Origin of the sequence: Okeania sp. SIO2C9 (assembly GCF_010672455.1) — a bacterium.
GTDB lineage: Bacteria > Cyanobacteriota > Cyanobacteriia > Cyanobacteriales > Microcoleaceae > Okeania.
In genome coordinates this window covers 80486-93411 of the sequence record NZ_JAAHGO010000021.1, presented here as the reverse complement: position 1 = coordinate 93411, position 12926 = coordinate 80486, and the positions used below count along the sequence as shown (strand labels likewise).

The 12926-nt window shown below is 39.9% G+C and carries 19 protein-coding genes; all 19 read left to right on the top strand.

What is annotated here, in order from left to right:
* Positions 1–106 precede the first annotated feature (106 nt).
* The 19 genes from rplF to rpmE all read left to right on the top strand — a co-directional run bounded on the left by rplF (position 107) and on the right by rpmE (position 12915).
* A complete protein-coding gene (rplF, locus tag F6K23_RS18260) occupies positions 107–646 on the top strand; it encodes a 50S ribosomal protein L6 (RefSeq protein ID WP_293158468.1) in 540 nt (179 codons plus the stop codon).
* Positions 647–1009 (top strand): 50S ribosomal protein L18, encoded by a 363-nt coding sequence (gene rplR / locus F6K23_RS18255; RefSeq protein WP_124145117.1) that lies wholly within the window; start codon positions 647–649, stop codon positions 1007–1009.
* Between the two features lie 47 nt (positions 1010–1056).
* A complete protein-coding gene (gene rpsE, locus F6K23_RS18250; protein WP_293158465.1) occupies positions 1057–1587 on the top strand; it encodes a 30S ribosomal protein S5 in 531 nt (176 codons plus the stop codon).
* A 362-nt stretch (positions 1588–1949) separates the two neighbouring features.
* A complete protein-coding gene (rplO, locus tag F6K23_RS18245; protein ID WP_293158463.1) occupies positions 1950–2405 on the top strand; it encodes a 50S ribosomal protein L15 in 456 nt (151 codons plus the stop codon).
* A gap of 545 nt (positions 2406–2950) precedes the next feature.
* Positions 2951–4291, top strand: a complete 1341-nt coding sequence (gene secY, locus F6K23_RS18240; RefSeq protein ID WP_293158461.1) for a preprotein translocase subunit SecY — start codon at positions 2951–2953, stop codon at positions 4289–4291.
* Positions 4291–4878, top strand: a complete 588-nt coding sequence (locus tag F6K23_RS18235) for an adenylate kinase (protein ID WP_293158459.1) — start codon at positions 4291–4293, stop codon at positions 4876–4878. The genes secY and F6K23_RS18235 overlap by 1 nt, the downstream gene beginning before the upstream one ends.
* Before the next feature lie 237 nt (positions 4879–5115).
* Positions 5116–5340: a translation initiation factor IF-1 gene (infA, locus tag F6K23_RS18230; protein WP_008191178.1), complete on the top strand. Its 225-nt coding sequence runs from the start codon at positions 5116–5118 to the stop codon at positions 5338–5340.
* Between the two features lie 104 nt (positions 5341–5444).
* Entirely contained in the window at positions 5445–5558 is a 114-nt protein-coding gene (gene rpmJ, locus F6K23_RS18225; protein ID WP_287522657.1) for a 50S ribosomal protein L36, read from the top strand.
* A gap of 88 nt (positions 5559–5646) precedes the next feature.
* Complete coding sequence (gene rpsM / locus F6K23_RS18220; RefSeq protein ID WP_293078893.1) at positions 5647–6030, top strand: 30S ribosomal protein S13; 384 nt, start codon at positions 5647–5649, stop codon at positions 6028–6030.
* 12 nt (positions 6031–6042) lie between these two features.
* Entirely contained in the window at positions 6043–6252 is a 210-nt protein-coding gene (locus F6K23_RS18215; protein WP_367267744.1) for a zinc ribbon domain-containing protein, read from the top strand.
* A gap of 845 nt (positions 6253–7097) precedes the next feature.
* Positions 7098–7493: a 30S ribosomal protein S11 gene (gene rpsK / locus F6K23_RS18210; protein WP_293158457.1), complete on the top strand. Its 396-nt coding sequence runs from the start codon at positions 7098–7100 to the stop codon at positions 7491–7493.
* Between the two features lie 45 nt (positions 7494–7538).
* On the top strand, positions 7539–8480 hold the full coding sequence (locus tag F6K23_RS18205) for a DNA-directed RNA polymerase subunit alpha (protein WP_367267741.1): 942 nt from the start codon (positions 7539–7541) through the stop codon (positions 8478–8480).
* Positions 8481–8651: 171 nt separating this feature from the next.
* Positions 8652–9002: a 50S ribosomal protein L17 gene (gene rplQ, locus F6K23_RS18200; RefSeq protein WP_202225091.1), complete on the top strand. Its 351-nt coding sequence runs from the start codon at positions 8652–8654 to the stop codon at positions 9000–9002.
* Positions 9003–9372: 370 nt separating this feature from the next.
* The gene (locus F6K23_RS18190) at positions 9373–9957 is read left to right on the top strand and encodes a zinc ribbon domain-containing protein (RefSeq protein ID WP_367267740.1); all 585 of its coding nucleotides are present in this window, start codon (positions 9373–9375) and stop codon (positions 9955–9957) included.
* A 9-nt stretch (positions 9958–9966) separates the two neighbouring features.
* Entirely contained in the window at positions 9967–10770 is an 804-nt protein-coding gene (truA, locus tag F6K23_RS18185; RefSeq protein WP_293158452.1) for a tRNA pseudouridine(38-40) synthase TruA, read from the top strand.
* 238 nt (positions 10771–11008) lie between these two features.
* A complete protein-coding gene (gene rplM / locus F6K23_RS18180; protein WP_293158449.1) occupies positions 11009–11458 on the top strand; it encodes a 50S ribosomal protein L13 in 450 nt (149 codons plus the stop codon).
* A gap of 5 nt (positions 11459–11463) precedes the next feature.
* On the top strand, positions 11464–11874 hold the full coding sequence (gene rpsI, locus F6K23_RS18175; RefSeq protein ID WP_124143143.1) for a 30S ribosomal protein S9: 411 nt from the start codon (positions 11464–11466) through the stop codon (positions 11872–11874).
* Between the two features lie 451 nt (positions 11875–12325).
* Positions 12326–12616: a zinc ribbon domain-containing protein gene (locus F6K23_RS18170; protein WP_367267743.1), complete on the top strand. Its 291-nt coding sequence runs from the start codon at positions 12326–12328 to the stop codon at positions 12614–12616.
* 47 nt (positions 12617–12663) lie between these two features.
* Positions 12664–12915, top strand: a complete 252-nt coding sequence (rpmE, locus tag F6K23_RS18165) for a 50S ribosomal protein L31 (RefSeq protein WP_124143144.1) — start codon at positions 12664–12666, stop codon at positions 12913–12915.
* The last annotated feature ends 11 nt before the right edge of the window (positions 12916–12926 follow it).

The following is a 12926-nucleotide window of genomic DNA, read 5'->3' as shown; positions in this document are numbered from 1 at the left end:
TCTTGAATTGATGTGATTAAAACTTTTGCAAGAGGTCTGTTCGAGAGCTATTCACTAACCGAAAGAAAACAATATCTAGCAACCTAATATATATACAAAGAAAGCTATGTCTAGAATTGGTAAGCTTCCAATCAAGATTCCCAAGAAAGTGACCGTTACCATTGATGGTCAAAAAGTAACAGTAAAAGGCCCGAAAGGTGAACTTTCTAGGGTGATATCACCAGAAATAGCTGTTGAGCAGCAGGAAGATACTATTGTGGTTAAACCACAAACTGAAACTCGTCGTGCTCGTCAGCAATATGGCCTATCTCGAACTTTAGTTGCCAATATGGTCGAAGGTGTATCAAAAGGATATGAAAAGCGACTACAGATTCAAGGAGTAGGATATCGTGCTCAAGTTCAAGGCAAGAACTTAATCTTAAACGTAGGTTACAGTAAACCAGTAGAAATGCCCCCTCCTGAAGGTATTCAGGTGGCAGTAGAAAATAATACTAATGTAATTGTTACTGGTATCAATAAAGAATTAGTAGGAAATACTGCCGCGCGAATTCGTGCTGTTCGTCCACCAGAAGTATACAAAGGTAAAGGCATTCGCTATGCGGGTGAAATGATTAAACTCAAAGCAGGTAAATCAGGTAAAAAATAGATGAAGTATACTCGTAAAGACTCTGTCAGAAAGCGGCATCGTCGGGTGCGAAAAAAAGTATTTGGTACATCAGAACGCCCTAGATTATCAGTATTTCGCTCAAATCTGCATATCTATGCTCAAGTAATTGATGATACTAAACAACATACCTTAGTTGCAGCATCAACTGTAGAACCAGAATTAAAATCAAGTATTAGTTCCGGAGCTAACTGTGATGCTTCTGTGCAAGTAGGAAAATTAATTGCGCAGCGATCGCTAGAAAAAGGAATAGAAAAAGTAGTTTTCGACCGTGGTGGAAATATCTATCATGGCCGTGTAAAAGCTTTAGCTGAGGCAGCTCGTGAAGCTGGATTAGACTTCTAGATAATTAGTAAAGTTACAAAAAATGAACTTGACAAAAGGTAACAATTATGGCAGAACAACAGCGTCGTAAAAAAAGTAACCGTACAAAAGAGAAAGAAAGTGAATGGCAAGAAAGGGTTGTTCAAATCCGCCGAGTCACTAAAGTTGTTAAAGGTGGTAAAAACCTGAGTTTCCGAGCTATTGTCGTCGTAGGCAATGAAAAAGGTCAAGTGGGCGTAGGAGTAGGTAAAGCAGCAGATGTTATAGGTGCTGTCAAGAAAGGAGTTGCGGATGGCAAAAAACATATGATTGAAGTCCCTCTGACAAAATCTAACTCTATTCCTCATCTTGTAAATGGTTTTGGTGGTGGAGCTAAAGTGATCATGCGTCCAGCAGCACCAGGTACGGGAGTTATCGCGGGAGGAGCGGTGAGAACAGTTCTGGAACTAGCAGGTGTTCAGAATATATTAGCCAAACAGCTAGGTTCTAATAATCCATTAAACAATGCTAGAGCTGCTGTTAACGCCTTATCAGCTTTGAGAACATTGGCCGATGTAGCTCAAGAAAGAGACCTGCCTGTGGAACATCTATATGCTTAGTCCTAGAGCAGGGAATAGGCAAGAGGCAACAGCGGTGAGACCCCACGTCAGCGTTTCGCTGCGCGACATGAAAAGTTTTAGATCCTCCTTTGGAGGATAGACGCAAGCGGTGAGACCCCGCGTCGGCGTAAGACTCAAGGGAATGCTGACCAAGAGAGGGAATGCCCACCAAGAAGGCTGCTGGACTAGCAGTGTCAGTCTGTGGAGCACGCTTTTAGACCCGAAAGGAGTAAATCCCGGAAGGCGGGTGCATTGAAGCAGAAAGCCCCTATCAGTGATGCTAGGGAACCCGTGCTGTCTCGTAGAGCAGCGTCGGAAGGATGTCAATAATGGCAAATTCATAGGTAGCAAGATAAAACAAGATGAGATTAAAAGATGTAATTCCTCAAAAAGGTTCTCAGAAACGCCCTCGTAGATTAGGCCGAGGCATCTCAGCAGGTCAAGGTGCAAGCTGTGGTAAGGGGATGCGTGGTCAAAAATCTCGGTCTGGCAGCAGCACTAGACCGGGTTTTGAAGGTGGTCAAAATCCTCTTTATCGTCGCTTGCCAAAGTTAAAAAGCTTTCCGATGGTCAATCGGAAGAAATATACAATTATCAATGTGGGTAAGTTGGCATCATTATCAGCGAACACAGAGGTAACTCTTGCCTCCCTAATGGAAGCGGGAATTATTACAAGTAATGATGGACCGCTCAAAGTCCTCGGAGATGGAGAGTTGAATGTTGCACTAAATGTTCATGCTATAGGTTTTACAGCTACAGCTCGTTCCAAAATAGAAGCAGCAGGTGGTAGTTGCCAACAAATAGGAGTGAATAAATAAACTTTCTAGTTGTTTCAGGTTATCTCAAGTAGAGTCTAAAAAGCTTTAGTACCAACCGCCAGAAGCAACGCACCATATTCTTCCGGATTAGCGAAGGGATGAATGGTGGGCAAAATGCTGGTAAAATAAATGATGTAGGTAAAGTTATTTCAAGAGCTAACCGCCACCTACAAAACGAACCTAGACAACTGAAGGTAGGGGGTTTGACAAGGTAATTGTGCATTCAAAGTACAGCTTGATTGTATATAAAACTTTCACCGAACGTAGGTAGAGCGAGAAATTAATCCCTACTTCCTTCTCCGGTGGGGCAGCACTGGGAAGTAAAACCAAAGTTTCTCCTGCGGAGACGCTTCGCGAACATGAAATGTCCGACGGGTTGCCGGGAGTCAACGAGAAGCCCGCGCTATAGCTCGCAAGAGTTTAGCGACTGGAGCTGTCACTTGAAGAAAAAACCTTAATTATAAAACAAATAAAATATCTAGAAGCGGAGGATTCTACCTAATTTTGCTAAAATCAAAAATATAAAATAAAAATCTCAAATAAATATGGACATTAGTAGAGATAAGGCACCAACTGCTCAAGAAACATTCTTGCAGATGGCCCAAGCAGCAGGGTTGCGGGGGCGACTGCTAGTGACAATAGGTTTACTTCTTTTGGTGCGTCTAGGTGTGTACTTACCAGTACCAGGAATAAATAGAGGAGCTTTTGAAGCAAGTATCGGAGATCAGGCTTTAACTGGATTTCTGGATCTGTTTTCTGGTGGAGGTTTCTCGGCATTAGGTATTTTTGCATTAGGCATCATACCTTATATTAATGCTTCAATTATCATTCAATTGATGACAGCAGCTTTACCCAGCTTAGAAAATCTGCAGAAGAATGAAGGTGAAGCAGGACGTCGTAAAATTTCTCAAATAACTCGCTATGTGGCCTTGGGTTGGTCAGTCCTACAAAGCTTTGGTTTAGCAATATTTCTGAATAGTTCATCTGCAAATATCAATGGCTCGTCGATAAGTGTAGCGATTAACCCGGGGCCTCTATTTATTGCTAAGACTATTTTAGCAATTACAGCAGGTTCTATGTTCGTGATGTGGATATCCGAATTAATTACAGAAAGAGGAATTGGTAATGGAGCATCATTGTTAATATTTGTTAACATTGTGGCTGTGTTACCTCAATCACTGGGCGACACTATTAAATTATTTGAAGGAGGAGACCGTGCTATCGTAGGTCGTGCGATTATTCTGCTTCTAGTATTCTTAGTGATGATTGTAGGCATTGTCTTTGTACAAGAGGGAAGCCGCAGAATTCCCATACTTTCAGCTCGTCGTCAAGTAGGTAGAAAACTTTATCGGGAAACAAAAAGCTATTTACCTTTACGATTAAATCAGGGTGGAGTAATGCCGATTATCTTTGCTTCTGCCGTCCTCATATTACCTGTATCCTTAGCTCAGTTTTCTAACAATCCACTTTTATCTCAGATAATTACTTCTATCAGTCCTAGTGGCCCGACTCCTTGGTTGTATGCTCTATTTTACTTTGTTCTAATTCTATTCTTCAGTTATTTCTACGCTTCCCTAATTATGAACCCAGTGGATATGTCGCAGAATTTGAAGAAAATGGGAGCAAGTATCCCAGGAATTCGCCCAGGTAAAACTACTAGCGATTATATAGAGAAAGTTTTGAATAGGTTGACTTTCCTAGGAGCTATTTTCCTTGGTTTAGTAGCAATTATTCCTACGGCAGTAGAAAGTGCAACCCGTGTACCTACTTTTAGAGGATTAGGAGCTACCTCTCTATTAATTCTAGTGGGTGTAGCAATAGACACGGCAAAACAAATTCAAACTTATGTTATCTCTCAGAGATACGAAGGAATGGTGAAGCAATAGTGGTAAAACTGATATTCTTAGGTCCGCCAGGAGCAGGCAAGGGAACACAGGCATCTCGAATAGCAGATTTTTACCAAGTTCCTCATATTTCTACAGGTGATATTTTACGCAATAATGTGGCACAAAAATCTCCCCTGGGTTTACAAGCGAAAGAATACATGGACAAAGGTGAATTAGTTCCCGATCAACTCATCCTTGACATGGTTGAAGAAAGACTGAAACAAAATGATGCTCAAAATGGTTGGATTCTAGATGGCTTTCCGAGAAATGTGACTCAAGCAGATTTTGTAGAAAAACTTTTATCTGCAAGTAAAAATGGAAATGACACTCGAGAAGAAAAAGCTGAAATTATTAATTCTTTGATGGTCATAAATTTACAAGTTCCAGATAAGGTTTTAGTCAGTCGCTTATTATCAAGAGGTCGGCAAGATGATAATGAGGAAACTATAACAAATCGTTTAAAAGTCTACCATCAACAAACAGAACCTTTGATTGAATTTTACAAAGAACGTCAACAGCTAGTTACTATAGATGGAAATAACTCCGTTGATGCTGTGACTAATTATCTAAAACAAGCTATTAGATGAGCGTCATAAGGTAAATAGGAATTAGAAGATTTTGATCGACTTTTTCCACCCTCAAATTAGCTATAGATAGTTGAAGCTGTTGATGCCAACTAAATATTTAGAGATATGATTATACCTCATACTCAATAACCTCTAAAAATAACAAATTTTTGATAAGATATGTTGAGGGGAATCACCTGAAATAACAGGCTGTTCCGAATATAAATTGGTAACTTGCAGGGTTGAGGTGATTAACAGTTGGCAAAACAAGATCTTATAGAAATGGAGGGTACAGTGACGGAGTCCCTACCGAATGCTATGTTCAGAGTAGACTTAGATAATGGGTTTAATGTGCTAGCTCATATTTCTGGTAAAATCCGTCGCAATTACATCAAAATTCTACCAGGCGATCGAGTCAAGGTAGAGTTAACACCTTATGACTTGACAAAAGGTCGAATTACATATCGGCTGCGGAAAAAGTAGTAACTATCGAATCTCTACTCAATAATTTGTAGAGAGATTATCTACTTGCTGAAAACATTAGTAAATGATACAATACTAAATTTGTAGTATTGCCATAATAAGGCATGAAAGTTAGAGCATCTGTCAAAAAAATGTGTGAAAAGTGTCGTGTTATTCGTCGTAAAGGACGAGTAATGGTTATATGCGTTAATCCCAAACATAAACAACGTCAAGGTTAAGCATATTTCGACACAGGCATCAGATTTTTTGTTGCCTACTAATTAACCTAGTTTAAGTTTAATTTTAAGGTGATGGAGATAAAGTAAAGTGGCACGAATTGCAGGAGTGGATCTCCCACGCGATAAGCGTATAGAAATTGGTCTGACATACATCTATGGAATTGGACTATCTCGGTCTCAAGAAATTTTAGATGAAACTGGTGTAAATCCTGATACCCGTGTTAAGGATTTAAGTGATGCTGATATAGCAGCACTTCGTTCTACGGTTCAGAATAACTACCAAGTGGAAGGAGACCTAAGACGATTGGAAGCCATGAACATCAAGCGATTGATGGATATTGGTACTTACCGGGGTCGTCGGCACAGGATGGGTCTACCAGTTAGAGGACAACAGACTCGCACCAATGCCAGAACTCGTAGAGGTGTACGTCGAACTGTAGCTGGTAAGAAAAAAGCCAGTGCTAAGAAATAGAAGTTTGGTTCTATCTTTATAATTGATAGATACTTTCCCAGTTCTAAGCTTTGTTCAGACTGTGGATATGTAGTTGATAAACTACCTCTAAATATTAGAGAGTGGAATTGCAGAGAGTGGGATTGCCCAGAATGTGTAGTTCACCATGGTAGAGATATCAACGCTAGTATAAATATTTTGGCTGCGGGACTCGCAGTGTCAGTCTGTGAAGCACGTTTTTAGACCTGAAAGGAGTAAGTCCCGGAGGGCGGGTGCATTGAAGCAGAAAGACCTAACCCGTGATGGTTAGGGAACTTGCGTTTTATCTATTGATTCAACGCCGGGATGATGTCAACTAAAGCTATTACTATCATTAGTAAAGACCAAGCTCGCCAAAGGGCGGGAACAATTTAGTTAAAGCCTTACTTGCGACTGAGTATTATTTGATTTGATTATCTATTTAAGTTTTAATTCTATTTCTGTATAGCTTACTTAAGTACAAACAAATCATTAATACTATTAATAATAGCAAATGAGCTTAAATTATGAGTAATTGACAGTAATTATAGTAATGTAATTCAGTCAGATTGAAAAAAATTAATCGAATTAAACGATCAACTCTGAAAGTCAATTGTTATTGTCTAATTATAACTATTAAGTTAAGGAGAAAAAAGAATTATTTATAGTTAAGTCTGTTGACTTAGGTGAGAAAAACTTGCCAGGGTTGAAACACCAAAAATTAGCTACTTCAGATATTACAAAAAAAAACTCTATACTCATAGAACTACTAAATAAAAGTCAAAACTTTACTAGCTCAGAAAATTATCTCTCAGATGTCAGTAAAATGTGGCTATTACTACTAAAAGTATAGCATTTAAAAAATCAATAGCCAGCAAAAAAGTTTATTTCTCAGACATTAAGTGATGTAAAACCAAAATACAATATTTCTAGTCACTTAAGGATATAGCATAGCTTTTAAAGCTATATCATCAAAGTAAACAATTCTTATAAGATTAAGATTAGAAATAATTCCACTTGTTCTGAGAAAAGTACATTATTACCTTGAGATATCACTCATAAAGACAAATATGGCACGACAACCAGGTAAAAAAATAGGGGCAAAAAAGCAAAAAAAGAATGTGCCCAATGGGGTGGCTTACATTCAGTCTACCTTCAATAATACAATTGTAACCATTACTGACTTGAATGGTGAAGTAATTTCTTGGGCATCAGCAGGTTCTAGTGGTTTCAAAGGAGCAAAAAAAGGAACTCCCTTTGCCGCACAAACAGCAGCAGAAAGCGCAGCACGTCGAGCTAATGACCAAGGAATGCGTCAGATTCAAGTTATGGTTAGTGGTCCTGGAGCAGGAAGAGAAACTGCTATTAGGGCTTTACAAGGGGCCGGACTAGAGATCACTTTGATCCGAGATATTACCCCAATTCCTCACAATGGCTGCCGTCCACCAAAACGGCGTAGAGTCTAATCAAATTATTAACTCTGGGGTTTAATGTTCAAGGGAGGTCACTCCGTGGCGCAGTTTCATTACGAGTGTATAGAATCTAAAACTGACAAAGATCGTAGTCAGTATGGAAAATTTATTATAGAGCCACTAGCTCGCGGTCAAGGGACAACAGTAGGCAATGCACTGAGGCGGGTTCTACTAGCTAACTTAGAAGGAACAGCCATTACATCAGTGAGGATAGCTGGAGTTAATCATGAGTTTGCCACAATTAAGGGGGTAAGGGAAGATGTTCTAGAGATCCTACTGAACATGAAAGAGGTTGTTCTCAAAAGCCATTCCAACCAACCACAAATTGGTAGAGTCAGGATAGAAGGGCCAGCAACATTAACTGCAGATCGTTTTGATGTGCCTTCGGAGGTGGAAATCATTGATCGCAGTCAATATGTCGCTACCCTATCTCCTGGGTCAATTCTGGAGATGGAGTTTAGAATTGAGAAAGGGACTGGTTATAGAGCGGTAGATCGTACTCGCGATGATGTTACAGCTCTTGATTTTCTGCAAATTGATGCTATTTTCATGCCAGTTCGTAAGGTTAACTATACAGTTGAAGCTCGTATAGGTAGCTCTTTAGAAGAAGACCGACTCATTATGGAGGTTTGGACAAATGGCAGTTACACACCTCAAGATGCTTTGAGTCATGCTGCTAGTATCTTAATGAGTTTGTTTGAGCCACTCAAAGATATTACTAATATGGCAGAGCCTCCATCAGGAGAGCCTACAGACCCAACAAGTCAGATTCCAATAGAAGAATTACAACTATCGGTTCGGGCTTATAACTGTCTGAAAAGAGCGCAAATTAACTCTGTTGCAGATCTACTGGAGTACAGTCAAGAAGACCTATTAGAGATTAAAAACTTTGGTCAAAAATCTGCTGAGGAAGTTATAGAAGCTTTACAGAAACGCTTGGGAATAACTTTACCTCAAGAAAAAGTTGCTAAAGCTACTTAGAGGCCAAAAGTTAGAAATTCAAACCAGTTTTTGTCAATGGCATAAAAAATGTCAATCTGAAATACTATTTGCTTTCAAAAATGACCGATTGAGTTTTTGAAGCTGTTAGTAGCAGTAGGGAAACACAAATCAAAAACATCAGCTCAAATATTTTAGATACTCAAAGTAGTCATGCGTCATAGTCGTCGTGTTCCAAAGCTAGGAAAACCAGCAGATCAGCGTCGCGCTCTTCTGCGTTCTCTAGCAACTGAATTAATCCGTCATGGTAGAATTACTACCACAAAAACCCGTGCTAAAGCTGTACAGTCAGAAGCAGAAAAAATGATTTCCTTGGCAAAGGATGGATCGTTAGCAGCTCGCCGACAAGCTTTAGGTTATATATTTGACAAAAAGCTCGTTCACTCTCTATTTGAGGGGGCACAGGATAGATACGGTTCTCGTAATGGAGGTTATACCCGTGTTCTTAGAACTGTTCGCCGTCGTGGAGATAACGCAGAAATGGCAATTATTGAACTGGTTTAAGGTCTATACTTAAGAAGTAGTTGGGAAATCAATCTTGAAGAAGGAGACAGGAGACAGGAGACAGGAGACAGGAGACAGGAGACAGGAGACAGGAGACAGGAGGAAAATTACATGGGGATTCTAACCCCAAGTAATTTTGAACACCGTATAGACGGTGGGGTATTAAACCCATAAAGAAAATGATAAATATAGAAGTCTCTGAGAAGCCTACATCTGATTATTGTAATCAGTGTGGGAGTATCTCACCTGAATCGGCAGCAAATTGAATGGGTTCGATACCTATTCAATTTGCCAAAATCTCACCAGAAGCTTTTGCCCTGATTGAAAAACTTGTATTATTATCTTACAATAACACCGGAAATTTTCCACCATGTGCACTGCCTACCAATATAAATTAAGGCCCAACAAAGAACAAGCCGCAGTAATAGAAATGTGGTTTGAATTGTTGCGTGGGCAGTATAACTCTCGGTATAAAAAGGTTGCTGATAAACGTCAAGATTTTCATTTGAAAACAGCTAATGAATTGTTATCAAAAGCGGATGTTATTGCCCATGAAAACTTAAACACTAAAGGGCTAGCAAAGACCCATTTGAGTAAATCAATTAACGATGCTGGATGGGGTAAATTTCTGTCTATTTTGACTGTCAAAGCCGGAAATGCTGGACAGAAAACTATAGGGGTAAACCCCAAAAATACTAGCCAAGATTGCTCAAACTGTGGAAAAAAAGTTCCCAAAGAATTAAACATAGGAACTCATTCTTGCCCACATTGCGCTGTTGTGATTGACCGCGATGTGTTTGCGTTTGCGCAGCATCCCGTAGGGAAGCATGACCTAGGAAACGCGGTGATAAATATCAAAAATAGGGTGGCAGGGCCTTCCGTACTTAAAGCTCGTGGAGCCCGACGGGATACCGCGGCTGGGAAACGAGAAGCCCACACTAAGCAGGCGCTATAGTGTGGGAGTATGTCACTTCAGCGTGTTGCTCTTGTAATTCAATATCAAGGCACTCATTTTCATGGGTGGCAAAGACAGCCAAATCAACGAACTGTACAAGAAGAGATTGAAAATACTATTTCTTCTGTGGTTAACCAGCCTGTAATATTACATGGTGCAGGAAGAACGGATGCGGGAGTTCATGCCGCAGCACAAGTAGCTCATTTCGATGTTCCAGGCCCAATTCCTGCCCATAAGTGGGCTACTATTCTCAATTCACGGCTAGCTAATGATATCTTAATCGCAAGTTCGGCTCAAGTCGAATCTACCTGGCACGCTCGGTTTTCTGCAACTTCGCGGCGTTATCGCTACACTCTGTATACAGAAAAACGGCCTAATTTGTTTGTGATGCCTTTTGTTTGGCATTACTATCAAGCACCATTAGATCCATTGTTGATTCAAGCAGCTTTGAATCCTTTAATTGGCCGTCATCACTTGGCTGCTTTCCAAAGAGCTGGCTCTTCTCGTCCTCATTCTTGGGTAGATGTACAAGAGGTTAAGTGTGAAAGTCAGGGACCATTTATTCATATAGAGGTTCAAGCTAGTGGGTTTCTATATGGAATGATGCGATTATTGGTGGGGTTACTGATTCAAGTGGGTCAACAGAAGCTATCTCTGGAAAGTTTTACAGATATCTGGGTTAATCAAAGAAGGGAAGTTGTGAAGCACTCAGCTCCGGCTAGTGGCCTCTGTTTATTGCGGGTTGGTTATCTGGAATTTCCTTTTACTCAAGAAGTTTGGTATAATAATATGCCTAAATTTATTTTTTATTGATTAAGTGTCTGTATTGTGACTTTTAATTAACAGGACTTACGCAAAAACACTACATATAGTAGATAAAAACTATAGCACTATAGTACATATAGTGTTTATGTCGGAAAAATGTGTAAGTCCCGATCAAGTATCAAATAGTAATAACTGAGAATTGGGTAAATTGAGGGAATTCCATGAGATTAAACTGACAATGAAAGCCAATATAAACAGTAAAAAAAACAACTAAATTAAATAAATTATGAATACAACATACGTTCCACCACTGAATACTCTAGAGCCAAAATGGTATGTTATTGATGCTAAAGATCAGCGTTTAGGGCGATTAGCTACTGCTATTGCGATGATTATTAGGGGTAAGAATAAACCAACTTATACTCCACATCTCGATACAGGAGATTTTGTGATTGTCGTTAATGCTGAAAAGGTGAATGTAACTGGTAAAAAAAGTAGTCAGAAACTTTATCGTCGCCATTCTGGAAGGCCAGGAGGGATGAAAACAGAGGTTTTTTCTAAGTTGCAAGCTCGTTTGCCTCAAAGAATTATTGAGGAGGCAGTTTACGGAATGCTACCAAAAAATTCTCTGGGCAGAAAACTTCATGCTAAACTAAAAGTTTATCCAGGGCCTGACCATCCTCACCAAGCTCAAAAACCTGAAACGTTAATTATTGAAACTACTCCAGGAGAATAAAAATAATGCAAGCAAAAGAAAGTGGCCGTGCTATGTATTGGGGTACTGGTCGTCGTAAGTCTTCGATCGCTTCAGTACGTCTAGTTCCAGGTACAGGCAAATTGATTATTAATGGCAAGGATGGTGAGTTATACCTACAATATAATCATGGTTATTTATCCTCTGCAAAAGCTCCACTAGAGACTTTAGGTTTGGAAAATGAGTATGACATTCTAGTGAAAGCTACAGGAGGTGGGTTAACAGGACAAGCTGATTCTATTAAGTTAGGGGTTGCTAGAGCTTTGTGCCAGTTAGACCCAGATAATCGTAAACCTCTAAAGACAGAAGGATATTTGACTCGCGACCCCCGAGCTAAAGAACGGAAAAAGTATGGTTTACGCAAAGCTCGTAAAGCACCTCAATATTCCAAACGATGATATCTTAACGAAATTGCCAATTGTTACAAAGCAGAAGGCAGAAGGCAGAGGGCAGAGGGCAGAAGGAACAAGTTGCTTGGGGTTTTATACCCTTGTGCCCTTCGGTCATGGGTAGAGGCCAGGAGGAACTATTTCCTTTCTTAGGTCATGCTGCGCAAACAGCTCCCGCTGGCCTCTACCTTTCCTGATAATTGGCAAAAACTTTGATATATAGCGCTGTGCGCAGGCAACAGCTCCGGAAGGCAACAGCTCATCTGGGGTAATAAATTGCCGATAATATAAGACTTTCAGCTATTTGGCCTTTCCTGCAATTTGTAAATATACCAGCGCTCATTGCTATAATTTTAAATTATTTTAGTTGAATTCGACTTGGGGAACAATTTCTGTCTATTCTTGCTGTCAAACCCGTTAGCGCAGCTCCTCCGCAGGAGGCAAATGCTGGACAAAAACCATAGCTGTAAATCCTCAAAATATCAGCCAAGATTGCTCGAATTGCGGTGAAAAAGTCCCGAAAGAATTATCTCAAAGAACTCATTCTTGTCCACACTGTGGTATCGTCATAGACCGCGACTTGTTTGCGCAGCATGACCTAGGAAATGCGGTAGTAAATATAAAAAATAGGGCGGCGGGGCATCCCGTCCTTAAAGCACGCGCTTGTCCGATGCAGTGGCAGGACGGCGAAGAGATAAGCCCACACTATAGCGTCAGCTTAGTGTGGGAGTATGTCACTAGAATAAGTTAAAATAGTACATAGAAAAAATATTTGTAATTTTAAGTAGAGTAAAGAAAATGCCTAAAGCTGGTATTCATCCTGAGTGGTATCCAGAAGCCAAAGTTTACTGTAATGGTGAAGTAGTAATGACAATTGGCTCTACAAAACCAGAGATTAATGTTGATGTTTGGTCGGGAAATCATCCCTTTTTTACAGGGACTCAGAAAATTATTGATACTGAAGGAAGAGTTGAGAGATTTATGCGTAAATATAGCAAGAAAGATGGGGGTAAAAGCTCTAAATCTAAAAAGAGTAAAGATAAAAAATAGCTGGAATGTCA